Source organism: Geodermatophilus sp. SYSU D00766 (assembly GCF_054049915.1).
This window is the reverse complement of sequence record NZ_JBJGYI010000025.1, coordinates 1-21,424: the sequence shown is the minus strand read 5'-3', so window position 1 is coordinate 21,424 and position 21,424 is coordinate 1. Positions and strand designations below refer to the sequence as shown.

18 protein-coding genes are annotated in these 21,424 nt (G+C 77.7%); 8 read left to right on the top strand and 10 right to left on the bottom strand.

The genetic code is table 11. The features are described from left to right. Positions 1 to 83: 83 nt before the first annotated feature. On the bottom strand, positions 84 to 215 hold the full coding sequence (locus ACI8AD_RS17075; RefSeq protein WP_281252231.1) for a hypothetical protein: 132 nt from the start codon (positions 213 to 215) through the stop codon (positions 84 to 86). Positions 216 to 465: 250 nt separating this feature from the next. Here ACI8AD_RS17075 and ACI8AD_RS17070 point away from each other — a divergent pair, with 250 nt between their 5' ends. Then, positions 466 to 1,122: a hypothetical protein gene (locus tag ACI8AD_RS17070; protein ID WP_456871712.1), complete on the top strand. Its 657-nt coding sequence runs from the start codon at positions 466 to 468 to the stop codon at positions 1,120 to 1,122. Positions 1,123 to 1,352: 230 nt separating this feature from the next. Beyond that, entirely contained in the window at positions 1,353 to 3,680 is a 2,328-nt protein-coding gene (locus tag ACI8AD_RS17065) for a HelD family protein (RefSeq protein WP_456871711.1), read from the top strand. A gap of 159 nt (positions 3,681 to 3,839) precedes the next feature. On the opposite strand, the gene ACI8AD_RS17060 is transcribed toward ACI8AD_RS17065, so the two are convergent. Next, positions 3,840 to 5,072 carry a cytochrome P450 gene (locus tag ACI8AD_RS17060; RefSeq protein ID WP_456871710.1) on the bottom strand — a complete coding sequence of 411 codons (1,233 nt, stop codon included), beginning with the start codon at positions 5,070 to 5,072 and terminating at the stop codon, positions 3,840 to 3,842. 38 nt (positions 5,073 to 5,110) lie between these two features. Then, the gene (locus ACI8AD_RS17055; protein WP_456871709.1) at positions 5,111 to 6,730 is read right to left on the bottom strand and encodes an SIR2 family NAD-dependent protein deacylase; all 1,620 of its coding nucleotides are present in this window, start codon (positions 6,728 to 6,730) and stop codon (positions 5,111 to 5,113) included. Positions 6,731 to 6,827: 97 nt separating this feature from the next. On the opposite strand from ACI8AD_RS17055, the gene ACI8AD_RS17050 reads away from it, so the two are divergent. Beyond that, a complete protein-coding gene (locus tag ACI8AD_RS17050; RefSeq protein WP_456871708.1) occupies positions 6,828 to 8,078 on the top strand; it encodes a hypothetical protein in 1,251 nt (416 codons plus the stop codon). Between the two features lie 20 nt (positions 8,079 to 8,098). Here the strand turns inward: ACI8AD_RS17050 and ACI8AD_RS17045 are convergent, their stop codons facing one another. Then, positions 8,099 to 8,755: a hypothetical protein gene (locus tag ACI8AD_RS17045; protein WP_456871707.1), complete on the bottom strand. Its 657-nt coding sequence runs from the start codon at positions 8,753 to 8,755 to the stop codon at positions 8,099 to 8,101. Positions 8,756 to 8,890: 135 nt separating this feature from the next. Between ACI8AD_RS17045 and ACI8AD_RS17040 the strand changes: the two genes are divergently transcribed. Beyond that, entirely contained in the window at positions 8,891 to 9,733 is an 843-nt protein-coding gene (locus ACI8AD_RS17040; protein ID WP_456871706.1) for a DUF1206 domain-containing protein, read from the top strand. A 2-nt stretch (positions 9,734 to 9,735) separates the two neighbouring features. After that, entirely contained in the window at positions 9,736 to 10,602 is an 867-nt protein-coding gene (locus tag ACI8AD_RS17035) for a DUF1206 domain-containing protein (protein ID WP_456871705.1), read from the top strand. Between the two features lie 71 nt (positions 10,603 to 10,673). On the opposite strand, the gene ACI8AD_RS17030 is transcribed toward ACI8AD_RS17035, so the two are convergent. From ACI8AD_RS17030 to ACI8AD_RS17020, 3 genes are all read right to left on the bottom strand, one after another. Then, the gene (locus ACI8AD_RS17030) at positions 10,674 to 11,435 is read right to left on the bottom strand and encodes an SDR family oxidoreductase (RefSeq protein ID WP_456871704.1); all 762 of its coding nucleotides are present in this window, start codon (positions 11,433 to 11,435) and stop codon (positions 10,674 to 10,676) included. A 130-nt stretch (positions 11,436 to 11,565) separates the two neighbouring features. After that, a complete protein-coding gene (locus ACI8AD_RS17025) occupies positions 11,566 to 12,780 on the bottom strand; it encodes an acetyl-CoA C-acetyltransferase (RefSeq protein WP_456871703.1) in 1,215 nt (404 codons plus the stop codon). A gap of 152 nt (positions 12,781 to 12,932) precedes the next feature. Next, positions 12,933 to 13,298, bottom strand: a complete 366-nt coding sequence (locus tag ACI8AD_RS17020; RefSeq protein WP_456871702.1) for an STAS domain-containing protein — start codon at positions 13,296 to 13,298, stop codon at positions 12,933 to 12,935. A 248-nt stretch (positions 13,299 to 13,546) separates the two neighbouring features. Between ACI8AD_RS17020 and ACI8AD_RS17015 the strand changes: the two genes are divergently transcribed. Beyond that, positions 13,547 to 13,837 carry a hypothetical protein gene (locus ACI8AD_RS17015; protein WP_456871701.1) on the top strand — a complete coding sequence of 97 codons (291 nt, stop codon included), beginning with the start codon at positions 13,547 to 13,549 and terminating at the stop codon, positions 13,835 to 13,837. A 208-nt stretch (positions 13,838 to 14,045) separates the two neighbouring features. Beyond that, positions 14,046 to 14,420 carry a hypothetical protein gene (locus ACI8AD_RS17010; RefSeq protein WP_456871700.1) on the top strand — a complete coding sequence of 125 codons (375 nt, stop codon included), beginning with the start codon at positions 14,046 to 14,048 and terminating at the stop codon, positions 14,418 to 14,420. 72 nt (positions 14,421 to 14,492) lie between these two features. Here the strand turns inward: ACI8AD_RS17010 and ACI8AD_RS17005 are convergent, their stop codons facing one another. Next, positions 14,493 to 17,537 (bottom strand): sacsin N-terminal ATP-binding-like domain-containing protein, encoded by a 3,045-nt coding sequence (locus tag ACI8AD_RS17005; protein WP_456871699.1) that lies wholly within the window; start codon positions 17,535 to 17,537, stop codon positions 14,493 to 14,495. A 75-nt stretch (positions 17,538 to 17,612) separates the two neighbouring features. On the opposite strand from ACI8AD_RS17005, the gene ACI8AD_RS17000 reads away from it, so the two are divergent. Beyond that, on the top strand, positions 17,613 to 19,121 hold the full coding sequence (locus ACI8AD_RS17000; protein WP_456871698.1) for an aldehyde dehydrogenase family protein: 1,509 nt from the start codon (positions 17,613 to 17,615) through the stop codon (positions 19,119 to 19,121). A 4-nt stretch (positions 19,122 to 19,125) separates the two neighbouring features. Here the strand turns inward: ACI8AD_RS17000 and ACI8AD_RS16995 are convergent, their stop codons facing one another. Both ACI8AD_RS16995 and ACI8AD_RS16990 read right to left on the bottom strand, forming a co-directional pair. After that, positions 19,126 to 19,524, bottom strand: coding sequence for a DUF6958 family protein (locus ACI8AD_RS16995; RefSeq protein WP_456871697.1), 399 nt, complete (start codon positions 19,522 to 19,524; stop codon positions 19,126 to 19,128). 104 nt (positions 19,525 to 19,628) lie between these two features. After that, positions 19,629 to 20,954: an MFS transporter gene (locus tag ACI8AD_RS16990; RefSeq protein ID WP_456871696.1), complete on the bottom strand. Its 1,326-nt coding sequence runs from the start codon at positions 20,952 to 20,954 to the stop codon at positions 19,629 to 19,631. Positions 20,955 to 21,424 lie beyond the last annotated feature (470 nt).

Here is a 21,424-nt window from a genome sequence, read left to right as displayed (position 1 = left end):
ACCGTAACGGACGGAGGCGTCCCTGTCCCCGTCCGGTCCGGCAGGGCCCCGGGACACGCCGGTGCGGCGCGCCCGGCCCCCTGCTACCAGCGGGAGGTGCCGCAGTCCCGGCAGCGCTTCTTCACGGTCGTGGTCTCGCCGGAGCAGTTCGGGCAGGTCCAGGTGGCCCGCTCGGCGGTGCGCCGGGTCGTGCGTCCGGTGACGGTGGTGCTCATCGGTGTCTCTCCCCTGTCGTCCGGGAGCCCCCGACGGTAGGCCGCCGGTATGACGGGGAGGTGTCGATCAGGTAGCCGACGGTGACGGGCCTCCCCGGGCTCGGGGCCATCCCGCCACGCGGGACTGGGAGGGCACTGGGACGCGGGTGCAAGTGGGCCTCCCAGTCGCGCTGCAGTCCCGCGCAGGAGGCGGGCGGGAGCGTCCTCCCCAGCGAGCCGGACCGCGGCTCCCCACCGAGGAGGCACTGCCATGACCCGCACCCGCCTGACCCGCACGCTGCTCCGCGCCGCCGTCCCCACCGCCGCCTTCGCCGCGGTGGTCGCCACCACCGGCACCGCGTCGGCCGACTCCTACGCCTACAACGCCTACGACACCGACGCCAACGGCTACATCGACCTCTACGCCTTCGACGACAGCGGCGACGGCTACGAGGACACCTGGGCGGTCGACTGGGACGAGAACGGCCTGACCGAGCAGGTCGCCGTCGACACCGACGGCGACGGCTGGGCCGACACCTTCGCCTTCGACAGCGACGAGGACGGCTACGTCGAGGAGGTCGGCGTCGACACCACCTACAACGGCCTGCCCGACGTCTGGGGCGCCGACACCGACTACGACGGCTACGTCGACGCGGTCGCCTACGACTACGACGACGACGGCTACGCCGACCACTCCGAGCTCGCGACCTCCGCGTCCTACGCCTACACGTCGGTGAGCTACGTCTTCGCCGAGGCCGACGGCTGGGCCTACTGGGAGGTCAGCGTCGAGTACGGCTACGGCCTGGTCTCCGAGCAGACCGCCGACAGCGGCATCGACGCCAAGACCGGCGCCCTGACCATCACCGGGAACACCGCCGACGACGACGCGGTCGACGCCGCCGCCGACGCCCTGCGGACGCTGTTCTGAGCCCGCACCGGTGAACGCCGCGGCCGGCGCCGGCCAGGAGGACGTGGGCTCCCCCGTCCTCCTCCCCGGCGCCGGCGGGCGCGTGTCCGGCAGCGGCACACGACACGCGTGCGAGAGGTGACAACAGCCGGGCGGAGAGCGCAAGATGGGCGGTTGCCGCACGGTCCCGGAATGGCACGGGAATGGCGGCGAGAAGTAGATCGGCAACCATTCTAGCAGAGGGAAGTGCATTGCCGGCCACCCCGTCCGACGTCGTCCCCGACCCCGAACTGGCCCGCGAGCAGGAGTACGTCACCGACCTCTACACCCGCCTGGACGCCGCCCGCGAGCTCGCCGCCCGCCGGATGCGCCAGGCGATCACCTGGCCCGCCGTCGACCCGCAGGCGCTGCAGGAGCGCGACGCCACGGTGCGCTTCCACGGCGAGCGGGTCGTCGCCCTCGACGCCGCCGAGGCCGGGCTGTGCGTCGGCCGCATCGACCGGGCCGACGACGGCGGCGCGCTCTACGTCGGCCGCATCGGCCTGCCCGCCGACGACCCGGGCGGTGACCCGGCGCTGGTCGACTGGCGGGCGCCGGCCGCGCGGCCGTTCTACACCGCCACGCCGGTGCACCCGCTGGGGATCGTGCGGCGCCGGCACATCCGCACCCGCGGGCGCACCGTCGTCCGGCTCGACGACGAGGTGCTCACCACCGGCATCGCCGGTTCCGGGCTCACCGGCGAGGCGGCGCTGCTGTCGGCGCTGGACGCCTCGCGGACCGGGCGCATGACCGACATCGTGCGCACCATCCAGGCCGAGCAGGACCGGATCATCCGCAGCGACGCCGCGGGCGTGCTCGTCGTCCAGGGCGGGCCGGGCACCGGCAAGACGGCGGTGGCGCTGCACCGGGCGGCCTACCTGCTCTACACCCACCGCGAGCGGCTGGCCCGCCGCGGCCTGCTCGTCGTCGGCCCCACCCCGACGTTCCTGCGCTACATCGCCGACGTGCTGCCCTCCCTCGGCGAGACCGGGGTGCTGCTCGCGGGGCTGGGCCAGCTGCGGCCGGGCCTCGACGCCCGCGGCGAGGAGTCCCCGGAGACGGCCGCGGTCAAGGGGCGGCTGGAGATGGTCGACGTGCTGCGCGCCGCGGTCGCCGCCCGCCAGGTGGTGCCCGAGGCGCCGGTCGAGCTGGAGGTGGAGGGCTACCGGCTGCGACTGCGTCCCGTCGACGTCAGCCGCGCGCGCACCGCCGCCCGCAAGGCCGACCCGCTGCACAACCTGGGCCGGCCGGTGTTCGTGCAGCGGGTCGTCGACACGCTCACCCGCCGCTACGTCGACCGGCTCGGCGCCGGCGTGCAGGCCGGCCGCGACCTGCTCGACCGGGAGGACATCGCCGCGCTGCGCCGCGAGGTGGCCGCCGACCCCGCCGTGCGGTCGCTGCTGGCGCGGCTGTGGCCGGTGCTCACTCCCGAGCGGCTGCTCACCGACCTCTACGCCGACCCCGCCCGCATCGCCGAGGCCACGCCGGGGTGGTCCGACGCCGACCGGGCGCTGCTGCACCGGCCGCGCGGCAGCGCCACGGGACCGGCGCAGTGGACCCCGGCCGACGTCCCGCTGCTGGAGGAGGCCGAGGAGCTGCTCGGCTTCGACGACAGCGCCCAGCGCGCCCGCGCCGACCGCGACCGGCAGCGCGCCCTGCGCCGGGCGCAGGAGACCCTCGACGTGCTGCACGGCTCCCGGTCGGTGGACCTGGAGGACGAGCACCTGGCCGCCGAGGTGCTCAGCGCCGGTGACCTGCTGTCGGCCGAGGACCTCGCCGACCGGCACCGCGAGCTCGACCTGCGCACCACCGCCGAGCGGGCCGCCGCCGACCGGACGTGGACCTTCGGCCACGTCGTCGTCGACGAGGCCCAGGAGCTGTCCCCGATGGCGTGGCGGCTGCTGGTGCGCCGCTGCCCGACCCGGTCGATGACCGTCGTCGGCGACGTCGCCCAGACCGGCAGCCTGGCCGGCACCGACCGCTGGGAGGAGGTGCTCGCGCCGCACGTCGGCAGCGCCTGGCGGCTGGAGGAGCTCACCGTCAACTACCGGACGCCGGCGGAGGTCATGGCGGTGGCCGCCGAGGTGCTGGCCGCCACCGGCACCGGCCTGCGGCCGCCGCGATCGGTGCGCACCGGCGGCGCGCCCCCGGTCGCGGAGGTCACCGGGGAGGCCGGGCTGGCCGCCCGGGCCGCGGCCGTCGGCGCCGACCTCGCCGGGCACGAGGGGACGACGGCGCTGGTCGTGCCGCCGAGCCGGCGCGACGACGTCGTCGCCGCGCTGTCGGCGCTGCGGCCGGACGTGCAGTCCGGGCCGGACGCCGACTCCTCGCTGGGCCCGGTGGTGCTGCTGCCGGGCGAGGCCAAGGGGCTGGAGTTCGACTCCGTCGTCGTCGTGGACCCGCAGGGGGTGCTCGACGAGGGCGTGCGCGGCCTCAACGACCTCTACGTGTCACTGACCCGGGCCACGCAGCGGCTGACCGTGCTCTCCCCCGGCCCGCTGCCGGCGGTGCTGGCCGGGCTGGGCGCCGTCGCGGCGTAGCGGGCGGCCGCTCCCGCCCGTCCTCGGCCGGGGGTGCTGCGGGGGGCAGTCGTGCTCTGTCCCCACCTGGGGGCAGAGCACGACGATCGTGCGAAGAGTTCTCTGCACGTCCACGTGCTCTGCCCCGCGGTGCGGGGCAGAGCACGAGCGCCGCCGGGACTACCCCCGGGCGGCGGCCGGGCGGAGGACGACGCCGCTGGCCGGGCGGGCCGGGATGCGCCGCAGTGAGATGGTCAGGTCCTGGTCGGCGGGGATGTCGAGGGGCAGCCGCGCCAGGCAGGGGGCCAGCGCCGCGAGCAGCGCCACTGTGATCTGCTCGCCCGGGCAGCGGTGGCCGGTGCGGGGGTCGCCGCCGCCCTGGGGCACCAGCTCGTCGGCGCCGATCTCCCGGCCGAGGAAGCGCTCGGGGCGGAAGGCGTAGGGGTCCTCCCACAGCCGCGGGTCGTGGTTCTGCCCGTAGAGGTCGAGCAGCACCATCGCGTTGCGCGGGATGGTCTGCCCGCCGAACTCCAGGCGCCGTGGTGCCCGGCCGCCGATGAAGGGCGCGAACGGGTAGAACCGCCGGACCTCGTGCGCCCACGCCTCGGCGAACGCCGGGTCGGCGCCGGCCAGCCGCTGCCGGTACTGCGGCCAGCGGGCCAGCGCGTGCCCGGAGAAGGCCGTGAACCAGGACACCGCCGTCGTCGGCCGGATGACGTTGAGCAGCTCGACGGCGGCCAGCCGCGGGTCGAGCAGGCCGCCGTCGAGGTCGCGGTGCGCGGCGGTGACCTGCAGCGCCGACCCGGACGGTGCGTCGAGCTCGCCGGAGCGGACCCGCTCCACGATGCCGGCCAGCCACCGCTCGCGCCGTCCCCGGGCCCGGCGGGCGCGCCAGTGCCGCGGGCCGGCGGTGGCGAAGCCGTCGACCATCGCGCGCAGGTCGGCGGCCAGCGCCGGCACCTCCGCGTCGGACACCGGCACGCCCGCCCAGCGGGTCACCGCGCCGGCGATCACCTCCGACGACGCGTCGAGGAGCACCACCTGCGGCCGGGTGGCCCACTCCCGCGCCGCGTCGTCCCAGGCCGCGGTCGCGCGCTGCACGAGGGCGTCGATGCCGGCGGGGTCCATGAGCACTCGGACGAACAGCGCCTTGCGGACGCGGTGCGCCTCGCCGTCGAGGGTGTGCACCGCGCCCTTGCCGAACAGCGTCCCCTGCACCGGCTCGGGGATGGCGTGCGAGCGGCGCACGTGGTCCTCGTCGTAGAGGAAGCGGGTGGCCTCCGGGCCCTCGATCCCCACCGCGGGCAGGCCGGCGAGCCGGGTGCCGACCGCCTGCCCGCCGTGCGCGCGGCGCAGGTCGGGCAGCCAGGCGTAGCCCTTGGCCAGCAGGGCGAGGGAGTTCTCCAGACGCATGGGTCGGCCCGTGCCCCGGACCGGGGGGCGGCAACCGCTCAGCCGGGGCGCTGGGACTGCAGCCGGTCGTCGCGCGGCTCGGTCGCCGTGTCGGGCGGCGCCGCCCCGTCCGGGCGGTCGTCGCGCCGGCCCGCCGAGCGGCCGTGGCCCAGCCGGCGCAGCAGCGCGGCGACCTCGCCGGCGGCCGACGTCGTCGCCGTGCCCTCCGGCAGCCGGGTGGCGACCTCCTGCAGCGCCTCGGCCAGGCCGCGCTCGTCGGCGTCGAGCATGCCGCGGTAGGCGGGATCGAGCAGGTAGCCCGTCGGCGGGGTGGACAGGCAGCCGATGAGGTCGAGCAGCACCTCCAGCCGCCGTGCCGCCTCCGCCGGGGAGGTGTCCCCGCTGGCCATGGCGACCGTCTCGACGTCCTGCTCCCACAGCCGGCTGCGGGCGACGTCCTCCTGCAGCGCCAGCACGGTGCCCGACGGACGCGACTCCCGGGAGCCCTGCACGGCGCTGCGCACCTGGTGGGCGATGCGGATCAGGTCGTCGTCGAGCATCGAGGTGCCCACGAACAGCACGTGCCGGGTGAGCAGCAGCGAGTGCAGGACGCCGGCCAGCGCGGCCCGCGAGTCGCCCAGCTGCAGGTACTCCTCGCGGGTGAGGACGACGCTGTCGGGGTGTGCGGCGTCGCCGTGCAGCTTGAGCAGCCAGGGCCGGCCGGGCCGCGCCTCGTCGTAGGGCAGCACCGACAGGTCGCGGCCGATGTCGGTGGCGGCGAGCTCCACCAGCGGGTCGTAGTTCGTCGTCACGAACTCCTGCACCGGCAGGTCGGCGATGAGCGCGTGCGCCAGCGCGTAGGGGCCGGGCCCGAAGCGGTCCTGCACGAACTCCTCCAGCCGCTCGCGGCCCAGCTCGCGGGCCAGCAGCGCCGCGGCGTCCTGCGGCGGCAGCCGGGACAGGCCCTCGCGCAGGTCCTCGCCCAGGCCCGAGTGCCCGGCCAGCTCGCCGAGCAGCTGCTCCCACGTGGGCAGGCCCGCGGCGGCGCTCACGCCGGCGCCGATGAACAGCGCCAGCTGGCCGCGCCGCGCCCGCTCCCCCAGCTGCTCGGCCAGCACGCACAGCGGCTGGGGCAGGTCCCAGCCGGTGCCCTCCCCGCGGCGGATCCGCTGCGCGGCGGCCAGGTCGCTGGACCCGCGCAGCACCAGCGCGACGTCGAACCCGTGCTCGTCGGCGGCCTCGCGCAGCACCGGCAGCAGCTGCCGGATGAGGTCACCGCGGCGCCCGGCCGCACCGCCCCAGCCGGTGCCTAGCGCCGGCAGGCCGACCAGCCGCCGGGCCCGGCCGTGCACCGGCTGCGCCACCTCCCGGCCCGCGACGGCGGCCAGCGCCTCGCGGGCGCCGTCGAGGAGCCAGTCCAGGCCGCGGCCGTCGTCGTCGACGGTGTCGAGCAGCCAGGCCTGCCGCGGCCCGCCGCCCGGTACCGGCAGCACCCGCTCGTCGCCGCACCACGCGAGGTCGACGCAGACCCCCTGCTCGTCCTCGTCGCGCACCAGCTCGGCCGGCAGCAGGTCCCGCCAGCTCGCGGCCACGCGGAGGGTGCGCCCGGTGGGCACCAGCACGTCGTCGCAGGACAGGCGGGTGAGGTCGGCGCCGACCACGAAGACGTGTCCACTCACGCCCGGGGACCTACCCCCGGGACCCGCCCTCCGGAACGGCCGCGCCCGCAAGTCGTCCGCAGGACCGGTGCAAGCCCGCCCGGCGAGGGTCGCGACCGTGATCCCCCGCCGCCTCGTGCTGCCCGGCTGCCTGGCCGCCGCGCTGCTGCTCCCGGCCTGCGCCGCCGCCGGAACCGGCACCGCGACCCCGCCCGGCCCCGGGACGCTCGCGGTGTCCGACGTCCCCGGCCGGCCCGGGGACCGGCCGCCGGCGCGCCTGACCGAGGTGCTCGGCTTCGCCGACCTCGGTGCCGACGCCGGCCCGGCGGTCGCCGCGGTGGCGCTGGCCGCCGACGGGGGCAACGGCGTCCTCGTGTGGCTCGACCGCGACCCCTCCGACCCGGCCGCGGGCGCGGTCCTCGTCGACGTCGGCCCGGTCACCGCCGACGGCGGCGGGGAGGGGTCCCCGGTGACCCCCGAGCCGGTCTCGTCCGTCGCGGTGCCCGCGGTGTCGGAGCTGGTCGACCTGCAGGCCACCGCCGACGGCGTGCTGGTGGTCGGCGAGCTGACACGGCCCGACAGGGCCGCCGGCTGGGGGCTGCTGCGGGTGGACCCGAGCGGGCGGACCGACACGGTCGCCGTCGACTCCCCCGAGCTGGCCGGCAGCCGGACCCGCGCCACCGTCCTCACCGAGGGCGGGGACACGCTGGTGCTCGCGCTCGGCGCCGGGGCGAAGGCGCCGCACCTGGTGGCCGTCGACGCCGCCGACGGCGGGGTGCTGGCCACCACCAGCCTCGCCGTCCCCGGCGCCACGACCGCGCTCCCGCAGGACGTGGCCGTCGCACCTGACGGGGACCTGGTGGTGGCCCTCGACGCCGACGTCGACGTCGAGGGCGTGCAGCCGCGCGCGGTCCTCACCACCGTGGACGCCGCGTCGGCCGAGGCGCCGGGCGGGCCGGTCGACCTCGGCTCCGGCGAGGGGGCCAGCGGCGCCGGGGAGGTGGCCGTGGGCGGCGACGGGACCGCCTGGGTGACCGTGGCGGGCTGGGACCCGGCCGACCCCGCCGACGTCACGTGGCGCCTGGTCGGCGTGTCCGGCGACGTGCTGCAGGAGATCGACCTGCCCGCCGGCGCGGTGCCCGGCGGCGACCTCGCCGTCGACCCGGCCGGCGCGACCGCCTACCTGCCGGGCTCGGTCGCGGGCGTGCCGCACCTGTTCGTCGTCGACCTGGCCACCGGCACCACCGAGCCGGTCCGGCTGGCCGCGGCCGGGCAGGCGGCCGACGTCGCGACGGCCTCCGACGGCGCGACGGTGTGGGTCAGCGGGGCCGACGGCGCAGGCCGCCCGGGGGTGTGGCTGGTCGGCTGAGCCGAGCGGTCCGGCGCGGGTCAGGCGCCGCAGCCGCCTCCCGAGCAGGCGCAGCCGGCGCACCCGAGCGGGCGGGCCGGCACCGGGCGGCGGGCCACCTCGCGCAGTCCGGCGGCGGCCACCAGCAGCGGCACGGCCGCCAGCCCGGTCACCAGCGCGGCGACCACGGCGGCGACGTCGGCGGCGCGGCCGGTCCCCTGGGAGGCGGCGGTGGCGGCCACCAGGCCGCCGACGAGCACCGCCCACACCAGCAGCGCGGTGCCGGCGCGGCGGGCGGCACCACCCCGCGCGAGGGCGATCCCGGCACCGGCGAGCAGGACCAGCGGCACGCCGAGCAGGAGGACCCAGCCGGTGGCGGCGGCCGACACCGCCGCCACCACCGCCGCCGCGATCCCGCCGGCCACGGCCGCGGCACCGGCGGGCACCGACCCGGCCCGCAGCAGGACGGCGCCCCGGCCGGCGGCGAGCAGCCCGAGGCCGCCGAGCAGCAGGCGGGCACCGAGGTCGCCGGTGACGACGGCGGCCACCGCGAGCACGACCAGGACGACCCCGAGCGCCGCCCGCACCGGCCAGGCCCGGCGGGCGGTCTCCCGCTCGGTGGGCGCGCCCGCCGCCGTCCGTGCCGGGGTCCGCGCCGTGGTGCCTGCCGTGCTGCGTGCTGTCGTCGGTGTCGCCACGGGCCCAGTGTCCCGCACCCGCGGCCGGCGCCGCGGGCACGCCCGGCCGACGGCGGACCCCGTTCGACCCGCGCGGTGATCGCAACCGTGCCACGCTGATCACCACACGGGGGTGCGCACGGGAGGGCGGCGACGATGAGCGGAACCGGGTCGGTCACGGGTGCGGCCGGGCGGGCGGGGAACAGCGACGCGCTGGAGCACCTCGCCCGCATCGGCCTGATCGCCTACGGCCTGGTGCACCTGCTCATCGCCTGGATCGCCCTGCAGCTGGCCTGGGGCGGCGGCAGCGGCCAGTCCGCCGACCAGTCCGGCGCGCTGGCCACGCTGTCGGAGTCCCCCGTCGGCAAGCCCCTGCTGTGGGTCCTCGCGGTCGGCCTGGTCGCACTGGCGCTCTGGCAGGCCGCCGAGGTGCTGCGCTGGCGGTCGGGCTGGTCGGCGAGCGGGGACGCGCGGAAGAAGGCGCTGGGCAGGTCGGCCAAGGCGGTGGCCAAGGCGGTCGTCTACCTGGCCCTGGCGGTGCTGGCGTTCCGGTTCGCCACCGGCGGCGGGCAGTCCAGCTCCGGTCAGCAGCAGCAGACCGCCGCCGGCGTCTTCGGCTGGCCGGCCGGGCGCTGGCTGGTCGGGCTGGTGGGCCTGGTGGTGGTCGGCGTGGGGGTCTACCACGTGGTCAAGGGCGTGACGAAGAAGTTCCTCGAGCAGGTCGACCTCGCCTCCGCGCCGCCGAGCGCCCGGCGCCTGGTGACCCGGCTGGGTCAGGTCGGGTACCCCGCCAAGGGCGTCGCGCTGGGCGTCGTCGGCGCGCTGCTGGTGTACGCGGCGGTCACCTTCGACCCCGCCAAGGCCTCCGGTCTCGACGGCGCGCTGCGCACCATCCTCGACGCGCCGTTCGGGAAGTTCCTGCTCACCCTGGTGGCCGTCGGCATCGCGGCGTTCGGCGCCTACTGCTTCGTGCGGGCGCGCTACCCCGAGCGCACCTGAGCGTGCCGCGCCCGCGCGGCGTCCTCGGCCGGGTGCAGCGGGCGGTCCGGGCCGCGCGGGGCGTCACCGACCACCCGGTGCTGCGCGCCCTCGCCCGCGTCGGACTGGTCGCCTACGGCGTGGTGCACCTGCTCATCGGCTGGCTGACCTGGCGGGTGTCCCGCGGGTCGGAGGCCACCGACGCCGACCAGACCGGGGCGCTGCAGACGGTGGCCGCCGGCCCCGGCGGTGCGCTGCTGCTGTGGGCGATCGGGCTCGGCCTGCTGGCGCTGGCGCTGTGGCAGGGCGGGGAGGTGCTGCTGTGGTGGCACGGCCTGCTCGACCCCGCGCACCGGACCCGCACCGCGGTGGTCTGCGCCAAGTGCCTGGCCAAGGCCGCCGTCTACGCCGTCCTCGGGGTCACCGCGCTGCTGTTCGCCGTGGGTGCGGAGTACGAGGCCGACGAGCGGCTGCGCGAGCTCACCGGGGAGACGCTCGAGGTGCCCGGCGGCGCGGTGGCGGTGGGCGCGGCCGCGGTGGGCGTCGTCGCGGTCGGCGCCTACTCCCTGTGGCGCGGGGCCACCGGCGGCTTCATGCGCGACGTCGACCTGCCCGCCGCGCCCGACCGGTGGGAGCCGGTGATCGAGGCCGTCGGGCGGGTGGGGTACGCGGCCAAGGGCGTGGCGTTCGGCGTCGTCGGCGTGCTGCTGTTCCGCGCCGCGACGACCGCCGACGTCTCGACCGCCACCGGCCTCGACGGCGCGGTGACGACGATCGGCCGCTCCGGTGCGGGGCCGGCGCTGCTCACCGTGGTCGCGGTGGGGTTCGCGGCGTTCGGCGTCTACGCGCTGGCCCGCGCCCGCTACCCCGACCGCGACCCGTCGCAGTGACGTGCTGGAACGGCCCTCGTGCAGGGTCCCGCGCCGAGCTCGCGAGGCGTGGGGGGCACGGGGGTCCTTCCTCAGGTGCGGGGGCCGCCGGCGACGTAGACGACCTGGCCGGAGACGAAGCCGGCGCCCTCGCTGACGAAGAACGAGACGGTGTGCGCGATGTCCTCGGGCACACCGGCCCGGGCCACCGGGATCGCCGCCGCGCGCTCGGCCACGTACTCCTCCCAGTTCCGGCCGATGCGCTCGGCGGTCGCCTTCGTCATCTCGGTCTGGATGAAGCCCGGGGCGATGGCGTTGGCGGTGACCCCGAAGCGGCCCAGCTCGATGGCGAGGGTCTTGGTGAACCCCTGCAGCCCGGCCTTGGCGGTGGCGTAGTTGGCCTGGCCGCGGTTCCCCAGCGCCGAGGTCGACGACAGGTTCACGATCCGGCCCCACCCGGCGTCGACCATGTGCTTCTGGCAGGCGCGGGTCATGAGGAACGAGCCGCGCAGGTGCACGGTCATGACCAGGTCCCAGTCGGCGTCGGTCATCTTGAACAGCAGGTTGTCGCGGGTGACCCCGGCGTTGTTCACCAGCACCACGGGCGGGCCGAGCTCGGCGGCGATCCGGTCGACGGCGGCCTGCACCTGCCCGGCGTCGCCGACGTCGGCGCCCACCCCGATCGCGTGCCCGCCAGCGGCCTCGACCGCCTGCACGGTGCCGGCCGTCGAGGCCTCGTCGAGGTCGAGCACCGCGACGGCGAAGCCGTCAGCGGCCAGCCGCACGGCGGTGGCCGCGCCGATGCCGCGGGCGGCTCCGGTGACGACGGCGACGCGGGCGGGGGACGCGCTCATGGCCGTTCTCCTCGGGTCGGGGGGGCTGCCGGGTGACGTGCTGGAACGGCCATCCTTCAGGGTCCCGCGCCGAGCGCGCGAGGCGTGGGGGGAAGGGTGGTCCTTCGTCCGCCCGGCGGAGCGGTCGGCGTCAGGCGACCCGCTCGAGCACGGCGGCCAGGCCCTGCCCGCCGCCGATGCACATCGTCTCCAGGCCGTAGCGGGCGCCGCGGCGGTCCATCTCGCGGGTCAGCGTGGCGAGGATCCGCGCGCCGGTGGCACCGACCGGGTGGCCCAGCGAGATGCCCGACCCGTTGACGTTGGTGCGCTCGAAGTCGGCCTCGGTGAAGCCCCACTCGCGGGTCACCGCCAGCACCTGGCTGGCGAAGGCCTCGTTGAGCTCGATGAGGTCGATGTCGGAGAGCTTGAGGCCGGCGAGATCCAGCGCCTTCGCCGTCGCCGGCACCGGGCCGATGCCCATGGTCCTCGGGGGGACGCCGGCCACCGCCCAGGAGACGACGCGGGCCAGCGGGCGCAGCCCCAGCTCGGCGGCCTTCTCCGGCGAGGTGACCACGCACGCCGCGGCGCCGTCGTTCTGGCCGCTGGCGTTGCCGGCGGTGACGGTGGCCTCCGGGTCGTCCTTCCCCATGATCGGCCGCAGCTTCGCGAGGGTCTCGACGGTCGAGTCGGGGCGGATGTGCTCGTCGCGGTCGACGACGGTGTCGCCCTTGCGGCCGCTGATCGTCACCGGGACGACCTCGTCGGCGAAGCGGCCCGCCTCGGTGGCCGCGGCGGCGCGGCGGTGGCTGCGGACGGAGTACTCGTCCTGCTCCTCGCGGCCGATCGAGTACTCGCGGCGCAGGTTCTCGGCGGTCTCGAGCATGCCGCCGGGCACCGGGTGGTGCTTCCCGCCGGCGGTGACGCGGCCGCGGGCCAGGCCGTCCTGCAGCAGGACGCCGGGGCCGGCCTTGACGCCCCACCGCATCGCGGTCGAGTAGAACGGCGCGTTGCTCATCGACTCGGCGCCCCCGGCCAGCACCACCTCGGCCGAGCCGCTCTGCACCTGCATCGCGGCGTAGAGGACCGCCTGCAGGCCCGAGCCGCAGCGGCGGTCGACCTGGATGCCGGCCGCGGTCACCGGCAGGCCCGCGTCGAGGGCGGCGACCCGGCCGAGGGCCGGTGCCTCCATCGTCGGGTAGCAGTGGCCGAGGACGACGTCGTCGACCGACTCCGGGGGCAGCCCGGTGCGCTCCAGGAGGGCGCGCAGGACGGTCGAGGCGAGGTCCTGCACGGGCACGTCCCGCAGGGACCCCCCGAAGCCCCCCACCGGGGTCCGCAGCGGCTCACAGATGACCGCGTCACGCACGGCGTCCTCCTCGGCTCGTGGGTGCCGGCCCGCGTCCGGGCGGCTCGGGAGGCAGTCTGCTCCTCCGCCGTGGGCAGCACCCGACGTGCCCAGGGGCCGACGTGCCCAGGACCCGACGTGCTGGGACGACGGCCCTGCAGGAGGGTCCTCCGTTATGCGGCGCCGGCGCCCGGTACGACGAGCTCGACGCCGAGCAGGTCCCACAGGCCGGTGACCTGCAGGGCGCGGCTGACCGCGCGGGTGCCGACGAGGACGCGCATGGGCGAGCCGGCCTGCTCGGCGGTGCGGTGCGCCACCGCGAGCACCGACAGGCCCGCGGAGTCGAGGAAGGTGACGGCCTCCAGGTCCACCACGACCGCCCGCGGCGCGCCCGCGAAGGCGTCGTCGAGTGCCCCGCGCAGGGCCGGGGCGGTGGAGCAGTCCACCTCGCCGGCGCAGACGATGCGCACGGCGCCGTCCGTGGGAACGGTCTCGACGGTCAGCAGCTCGCTGGTGGGACGAGGGGAGACAGTGGTCACGGTGCGCCTCTCGGCTGAGGGCGAACCCGTGCGTAGGACAGCAGGTGGTGAGCCGTACCAAGCGCGGAGTCCGGCAGGACGTGCACGGCTGGTGGTTTGAACCGCACCCCGGACGGTAGGCGCGGGGCAGGGGGGGCGCAAGGCCCCGACGGTGTGTCCGCGCACCTGAGCGGGCCGGTCCCGGCCCCGGCAGGTGCGCTGCGTCACGACCCGGCGCAGGGGTCCCCGGAGCGGGGATACTCGGGCGCGTGAACGGGCGGCTGGTGCTGGCGGGCGTGATCTGGGCGGCGGCGTCGGTCCTGGCCTTCGTGGCCGGCGGCAACGCGCTGCTCGCGCTCGGCCTGGCCGTGTTCGGGCTGGTCCTGCTCGTCGTCCTGGCGATGGCGAGGGACTGGGACGACCACCCCGACTTCGAGGAGCGGGAGATGGCGCGGGCGCGCCGCCGCCGGGAGAAGTGGGAGCGCAACGCCGGCGCGCGGGCCAAGGACCGCGCCCGCTGGGAGGCCCACCAGGCGCGCAGGGCCGGCCGGGACAGCTAGCCGGCGGAAAACCCGTCGACGCCGCGGGCGCGCCGCCCTACCGTCGTCGACGTGCGCCTCTGAGTCCTCCTCGTCCCGACGCCTGCGTCCTCCGCCGACGCCCGCGGGTCGAGCCCCCGGCTCCCCGCTCTCCTCCCGCCCGGCATCCGGGCGCCCCTCCTGGCTGCCGGCTGTCCGCGGCCGGTCCGACCTCCCTCCGGAGGCCCTCGTGTCACGTCCCGTCCGTTCCTCGTCCCCCGCGGCCGCCGAGGCCCGCGCCACCCTGTCCGCCGACGACGCCGCCGCGTTCGACCGGCTGACCGCGGGGGTGCTCGCCTCACCGTCGGGGGCCCTGGGCGCCGTCCTGCGCGCCTGCCTGCCGGGCGTGTCCGGCGTGCGGTGGCTGCGCACCGCCGGGCTGCCGCCCACCGCCCGGGCCGGCGCGCTCACCGCCGAGCAGTGGCTGTCGCTGTACCGCTGCTGGTCGGCGGAGACGGCCGGTGCCCGTTCCGCCCGCGCCCGCGGCGGTGCACCGCAGCGGGCCGGCCGCCCGTCGGCGCACGGCCACGCGCCCGGCGCGCTGGCCGCTCCCCGCTGGAACTGACGGAAGGACCTCCCGGCCCCCCGGCCCTCGCACGCTCGGGCCGGGACCCTGCGGGGAGGCCGTTCCCGTCCCTCACCAGGCGGGGCCGACCGCGTCCTCCGCGGCGAGGTCGGCGGCCCGGCCGGGTTCGGCGAACGCCTCGGCCAGCGCCTGCCGCAGCGGCCAGGCGCCGGCCCGCCAGGCCAGCGCCCGGCCGAGCGCGGCCGGGGTCCCGTCCACGTGGTCGACCGCGCCGTCGGGCCACCAGGCCACCGGCCGGTCCCCCACCAGCAGCCGCTCGTGCACGGCGACCTCCGCCGGGAGGGCCGGCAGGCCGAGGCGGGCCGCGGCGAGGTCCGCGCCGGGCACCGCGGCCCACGGTCCGCGGCGCGCCGGGGTGCTGGTGACCGTGGCCCGCACCCGCTCGCTGAGCAGCGGCAGGTCGAGCAGGTCGGCGACCGGCCCGGGGGTGCCGCCGGCGGGCACGAGCGGGCCGTCGGCCAGTGGCTGCAGCCACGGCGCGTCGAGCACGGCGACCGGCTCGCGGGCCGGGTCGGCGACCCGGTCCGGCGCCACGCGCACCCGCGCCGGCGGGTCGACGTCGAGACCGTCGAGGGCGACGGCCAGCCGCGCGTACACGTCGCGCAGCACGGCCGGCAGCACCGTGCACGCGGGGTCGCCGAGCCGGTCGAGCAGGTCCAGCGCGGCGTCGGGGTCGGCGAGCACGTCCTCGACCGTGGCGGCCGGCCGCAGCCGCGCGAGCACCTCCGGCGGCGCCTGCGCCGGCTCGTAGAGCCCCGCGAGCTCGGTGCCGTCCGGTGCCCGCAGCCGGTCCGGACGCCGCCCGTCGAGCACCGGGTGGGTCGACAGCCACCAGCGCAGGTGGCCGGGCACCGGCACGCCGTCGAGGACGACGTCGGCCCAGGCCTCGTCGGGCAACGCGGCGAGCAGCGGCAGCGCGCCGGCCCAGTCGGCGACGAGGTCCAGGTCGCGGACGGCGGTCAGCGGCGGCCACGCCGGCGGCGGTGCCCCGGGCGGCAGCCGGTCCAGGACGGCGTCGGCCCAGGCGTCGGCACCGTCGACGTCGAGGTCGTCGGGGTCCTCGGCGCGCACCGTCGCGAAGGTCGTGAGGACGCCGACCGCCCGCAGCGCCGCGGGGTCGTGGGCGGCCGCGAGGTCCGGGTCGAGCACGCCGAGCGCGCCGTCCTCCAGCACCGCGGCCAGCGGCGCCCCGGGCAGCAGCAGCTCCCCCGCAGGTGCCCACGCGCCCTCGGCGTCGGGCAGCGCGAGCTCGGCCAGCCAGGGCAGGTCCCCGGGTGCGAGCCCGGCGGCGGCGACCAGGGCGAGCACCGCGGTGGCGAGGTCGGCGGGGTCGGCGTCGTCCCACCCGTCGTCGACCGCGTCGACGGACCGCTCGACGACGGCCCGCACGGCCGGGTCGGCCAGCACCGCGGCGGCGGTGGCCGGGCGCGCGCCGAGCCGCTCCAGCAGCCGCCGGGCCGGCAGCGGCGCCACCGCCTCGGGGGCGGCGATGCGCAGCGCGAGCGGGCCCAGCCGGTCGACCGGCAGGCCCTCGTCGGGCAGCAGCACCCCGCCCGGGCCCGGCGCGGTGCGGCCGTCGGCCAGCGGTACCGGCAGCGCACCGAGCTCCTCGCGGTCGGCGTGCTCCAGCGCGGGGTAGAGCCGCGCCCACCACGACGCCGGCCGGGCGATGCCGGTGACCGCCTCGACCACCTGCGCGGTGCCCACCCGCCGGACGCCGAGCGCGGCCAGCGCCGGGGCGCCCTCGCGCCGCGACCACTGCGCCGGCAACAGTCCCGGCAGCACGCCGGTGAGGACGCCGACCAGCTCGTCGGTGCCCGCGTCGAGGACGGCGGCGCGGGCGGGCGTCAGGCGCTCCCCCTCCTCCGGGTCGGCGGCGGGCAGCCACGCCGTCGCACGCAGCCGGTCGAGGACGGCCGAGCCGAGGGCGGCGTCGAGCGCGGCGGCGGCCAGGCCGACGCGGGGCACCAGGGCGAGGACCGCGGGGTCCGGGGACAGCGCGGCGAGCAGGTCGGCGTAGACCTCCGCGGCGACGGCGGTGAGCGCCTCGGTGACCGGGCCGGGGGCGACGTGCCGGCGGTCGGGGCCGAGCGGGAACGGCGCGATCAGCCGCACCGGCAGCGACAGCGGCTCGTCGCTGGGCGTGGGCGCGTGCAGCACCTGCCGGTCCGGCAGCGGTAGGGGGCGGCCGTCGTCGTCGAGGGGCACCGCCCAGGTGAGCGTCCAGCCGCGGCGGGCGCGCTCCTCGACCGGGCGGTCGGCGAGCAGCTCCCCGTCCAGCTCGCCGCTGCGCTCGGCCAGCCGCCAGGTGGTGGTCGTGTCGCCGTCGCGCAGGCGCGCCAGCGGCGGGGTGCGGGTGCAGGCGAGGGTGCGCGAGGCGCCGTCGACGACGACCTCGACCTCGGTCAGCCCCGGGAGGGCGAGCAGCAGCCCGGCGTCGAGCGCCGTCAGGGCCGCCCGGACGGCGGCCCGCGACCCCGCGCGCAGGGGCAGCACGACCTCGGTGGCGTACCCGGCCGGCGGCGGGCCGTCGGCCGGCCACGGCAGCCGGAGCACCGGGACGACGCCCTCGCGGCGGGCGACCTCGCCGGCCAGCGCGTCGACCCCGGCCACCTCGGCGCGGGTGCGGGCGGCGCTGAAGCGCACCCCGCCGTGCCGCGAGTGCACCGCCGGCTCGTCACTGACGGCCAGGACGGCGGCGAAGCCCACCCCGAACCGGCCCACCGTCGCGATCGGGGGCCCGCCCGGGACCACGGACCTGCCGACCGTCTCGACCTGGTCCCGCTTGGCCGAGGCCCGCAGGCTGGCCAGCCCGGCGACGCCGGCGGCGTCCAGCGGCGCCCCGGTGTTGGCGGCGTGCAGCACCTCTCCCCCGCCGCCCACCTCGGTGAGCTCCAGCCGCAGCCGGCCCGGGACCCCGGCCCGGACGGCGGCGTCGGCGGCGTTCTGCGCGAGCTCGACGAGCAGCCGGTCGCGGTAGCCGCCGCGGACCAGGTCCTCCTCGGCGTTGGCGTCCTCCCGGAACCGCGCCGGGGAGTCGCTCCAGGCCGCCAGGACCCGGCGGCGCAGCTCCGCGGTGTCGAAGGGGTCGGCCACGGCGGCCAGCATGGCAGCGTGCCGGACCCGCGGTCGGCGCCGGAGCAGGGGCTACGCACGGGTAACCTGCGCCACATGTCGCTCGCCGAGCAGATGGACACCACCGCCGACGCCACCGAGACCCTCGAGTCGACCGACCCGGCCACCGGCGCGGTCGTCGGCGTCTTCCCGGTGCACGACGCGGCCGCCGTGCGGGAGGCCGTCGAGCGGGCCCGCCCGGCCGCGCAGCGGTGGGCCGCCCTCGGCTTCGACGGCCGCCGGCAGCGGCTGGCCGCCTTCCGCGGCCACCTCGCCCGCGAGCTGCACGCGCTCGCCGACCTGGTGCACCGGGAGAACGGCAAGCCGCACGCCGACGCCGTCCTCGAGACCACCCTGGCGATCGACCACCTGGCCTGGGCCGGCGCGCACGCCCGGAAGGTGCTGGGCCCGCGCCGCGTGCGCGCCGGGATGCTGGCGGCCAACCACGCCGCCTACCTGGAGTACCAGCCGCTGGGCGTCGTCGGGGTCATCGGCCCGTGGAACTACCCGGTGTTCACGCCGATGGGCTCGATCGCCTACGCGCTGGCCGCCAGCAACGCCGTCGTCTTCAAGCCCTCGGAGTACACGCCCGCCGTCGGCGCGTGGCTGGCCGCCGCGTGGCGGACCGCCGTCCCCGACGCCGCCGACGTCCTCCAGGTGGTCACCGGGTTCGGCGAGACCGGCGCGGCGCTGTGCCGGGCCGGCGTGGGCAAGCTGGCCTTCACCGGCTCGGCGCCCACCGGCCGCAGGGTCATGGCCGCGTGCGCCGAGACGCTCACCCCGGTGCTCATGGAGCTCGGCGGCAAGGACGCGATGATCGTCGACGACGACGCCGACGTGGCCGCCGCCGCCGACGCCGCCGTCTGGGGCGCGATGAGCAACGCCGGCCAGACCTGCATCGGCATCGAGCGGGTGTACGTGACCGCGCCCGTCTACGACCGGTTCGTCGCCGAGGTCGGCGAGCGGGTGCGCGACCTGCGCCCCGGCTCCGACGACGGCGCCGCCTACGGCCCGATGACGATGCCCTCGCAGGCCGACGTCGTCCGGCGCCACCTCGACGACGCCACCGCGGCCGGCGCGCGGACGCTGGCCGGCGGCACCGTGGAGGGCGTCTTCGTCCCGCCGACCGTGCTGCTCGACGTCCCCGAGGAGTCGGCCGCGGTGCGGGAGGAGACCTTCGGGCCGACGCTCACCATCACCCGGGTGGCCGACGCCGAGGAGGCGCTCGAGCGCACCAACGCCACCTCCTACGGCCTGGCCGGGGCGGTGTTCTCCCGGTCGAGGGCGCGCGCGATGGACCTCGCCCGCCGGATGCGCAGCGGCATGACCAGCGTGAACTCGGTGCTCACCTTCGCCGGGGTGCCGTCGCTGCCCTTCGGCGGCGTGGGCGAGAGCGGCTTCGGCCGCATCCACGGCGAGGACGGGCTCAAGGAGTTCACCCGCGCCAAGGCGATCACCCGCCAGCGCTTCCCGCTGCCGGTCGACCTCATGTCCTTCAGCCGCCCGCCGGCCGCCGCCGACGCCCTGGCCCGCGTGATGAGGCTGGTGCACGGCCGCCACCGCTGAGCCCTCATCGCGGCGGAGGCGCCTCGGGGGATCGCCGGCGGATGCGCTGGGGGCTCGAGCCGGGTGCCCGCTCGATCTCCCCGCGCGCCTCGAGGTCGACCTTCGTGTAGGTGCAGTAGTTGCGGACCCGTCCCTTCGGGAAGAGCGGGTGCGTGGCGTAGCGCTCCTGGGCGGTGGCGACGACGTCGCGCAGCAGCACCCAGCCGTCCGGGCCGGCGAGGTCGTCGAGGGTGTCGAGGACGTGCGCCCGCATGAGCTCGTACTGGGCGAGGTCCATCGTCCAGCCGTCCAGCCCGCCGGGGCGGGTCGCGTTGAACACCTGCACCCGGCCGCGGGCCCGCGCCTCGGCGTCGGCGTCCCAGGCCGACCGGGGCACCGGCGCGCTGTGCGGATCGGCGCTCACCGGACCCCCGGGGTCCCGGGCCGGACCCACTGCGGGCGTTCCTCGCGCGCTGCGGGCCCTGCAGGACCGGCAACGGACGAGCACCGCCGGCAGTGCGCCACCGCTCAGCCGTGGGTGGTCGCGGCCGAGGCGGTGGTCGGCTCGCTGGGCACCGCGGGTGGGGCGGCCGGTGCGGGTCGACGGCGGATCGAGATCGACAGCACCGCGGCGACCAGGCACAGCGCGCCGGCGCCGAACCAGGCCAGGTCGTAGGAGCCGGTGACGTCGCGGACGACGCCGCCGCCGAACGCGGCCACCGCCGAGCCGACCTGGTGCGCGGCGAACACCCACCCGAACACGACCGGCGCCCGCGCGCCGAAGTGCTCGCGGCACAGCGCCAGCGTCGGGGGCACCGTGGCCACCCAGTCCAGGCCGTAGAAGACGATGAACGCGATCATGCTGACCTGCAGGTCGGGTCCGAACAGCGGCGGCAGCAGGAACAGCGAGAGCCCGCGCAGCGCGTAGTAGGCCAGCAGCAGCACCCGCGGGTCGACGCGGTCGGTCAGCCAGCCCGAGAACACGGTGCCGGCGATGTCGAAGACGCCGACGACGGCGAGCAGCGTGGCCGCCGTCGTCACCGGCATGCCGTGGTCGTGGGCGGCGGGGATGAAGTGCGGCTGCACCAGGCCGTTGGTCGACGCCCCGCAGATGAAGAAGCCCGCGGCCAGCAGCCAGAACGGCCGCGACCGCGCCGCCTCCACCAGCCCGCGGACGGCGCTGCGGGCGGCGCCGGTGCGCACCGGGTCGACGTCGTCGGCTGCGGTCCCGCCGTAGGGGACGGCGCCGACGTCGCGCGGGCGGTCGCGCAGCAGCCAGGCCACCAGCGGGACGACGGCGAGCGCGGCCGCCGTCGTGCCCAGCGACGCCGCGCGCCAGCCGCCGGAGGTCTCGGCGACCGCGGCGACGACGGGCAGGAACACCAGCTGCCCGGTCGCGCCGCCGGCGGTGAGGATGCCGCTGACCAGCCCGCGGCGGGCGACGAACCAGCGGCCGGTGACCGTGGCCACCAGCGACAGCGCCATCGACCCGGTGCCCAGCCCGACGGCGAACCCCCACAGCAACACCAGCTGCCAGCTCGCCGTCATGAACACGGTCAGGCCGCTGCCGAGCGCGGTGAGCAGCAGCGCGCCGAGGACCACCCGCCGGATGCCGAAGCGCTCCATCAGCGCGGCGGCGAAGGGCGCCGTCAGCCCGTACAGCGCCATGTTCACCGCGACGGCGGCCGAGATCGTCGACACCGACCAGCCGAACTCCGCGCGCAGCGGGTCGATGAGCACGCCGGGCACCGCCCGGAACGCCGCGGCGCCGACCAGCGCGAGGAAGGTCACCGCCGCCACCCACCAGGCGGGGTGCACGCGGGAGGCGGTCCGGACGGGTGCGGCGGTGGTCACGACCGCAGAGCATGACCGCCTCTCCCGACCCCTGACCAGTGGCCCGCAGGACAACAGGTGCAAGGATCCGGCCATGCCCGCTCCCGTCCCGCACGAGGTGGTCGTGCTCGCGGTCGACCGCGTCGTCGGCTTCGAGCTCGGCCTGCCCTACCGGCTGCTCGGTCTGGCCGAGGACGACGCCGGCCGGCCGCTCTACCGCGTGCGCGTGGCCACCCTCGACGGGCGCCCGGTGCGCACCGCCGACGGGTTCTCGGTGCTGCCCGAGCACGACGGGTCGGTGCTGGCCGAGGCCGGCACGGTCGTGGTGCCCGGGATCATGGGCGGCCCCGTCGTCCGGGAGGGTCGGGTCCCCGAGGATCTCGCCGCGGGGGGGGGGGGGGGGGGGGGGGGGGGGCGGGGGGGGGGGGGGGGGGGTGGGGGCGGCGGGGGGGGGGGGGGGGGGGGGGGGGGGGGGGGGGGGGGGGGGGGGG